This is a genomic window from Virgibacillus sp. 7505 (genome assembly GCF_002272135.1).
GTDB lineage: Bacteria > Bacillota > Bacilli > Bacillales > Amphibacillaceae > Terribacillus.
The window spans coordinates 1-241 of sequence record NZ_NPBF01000277.1; the positions used below are offsets into that span (position 1 = coordinate 1).

Sequence of the window (241 nt, forward strand, 5' to 3'; positions counted from 1 at the left end):
TTCATATGGAATCGCCCCGCCAGTTAGGCCGGCAACCGCATGGCCGATGGCAACAAGCTGCTCAAGCAAATAGTTGCAAAGCGCCCAAAGCATTAAAGCAACGGCGAGAAGCGTGACGCTTTTTGAGCGGAACCGGTGTGTGATCCAATCAGCAGGCGTGATAAATTGGAAACGTTTTGATAATACATAAAGGCGTGGTGCGATCAGCAAATACATGCCAATAATGATCGTCATAAAAGGA

Annotated in this window: 1 pseudogene; it reads right to left on the reverse strand. The window is 48.1% G+C overall.

The features are described 5' to 3' along the window. Window positions 1-241: pseudogene (locus CHH91_RS18950) on the reverse strand (sodium:solute symporter family protein); the annotation flags it as partial.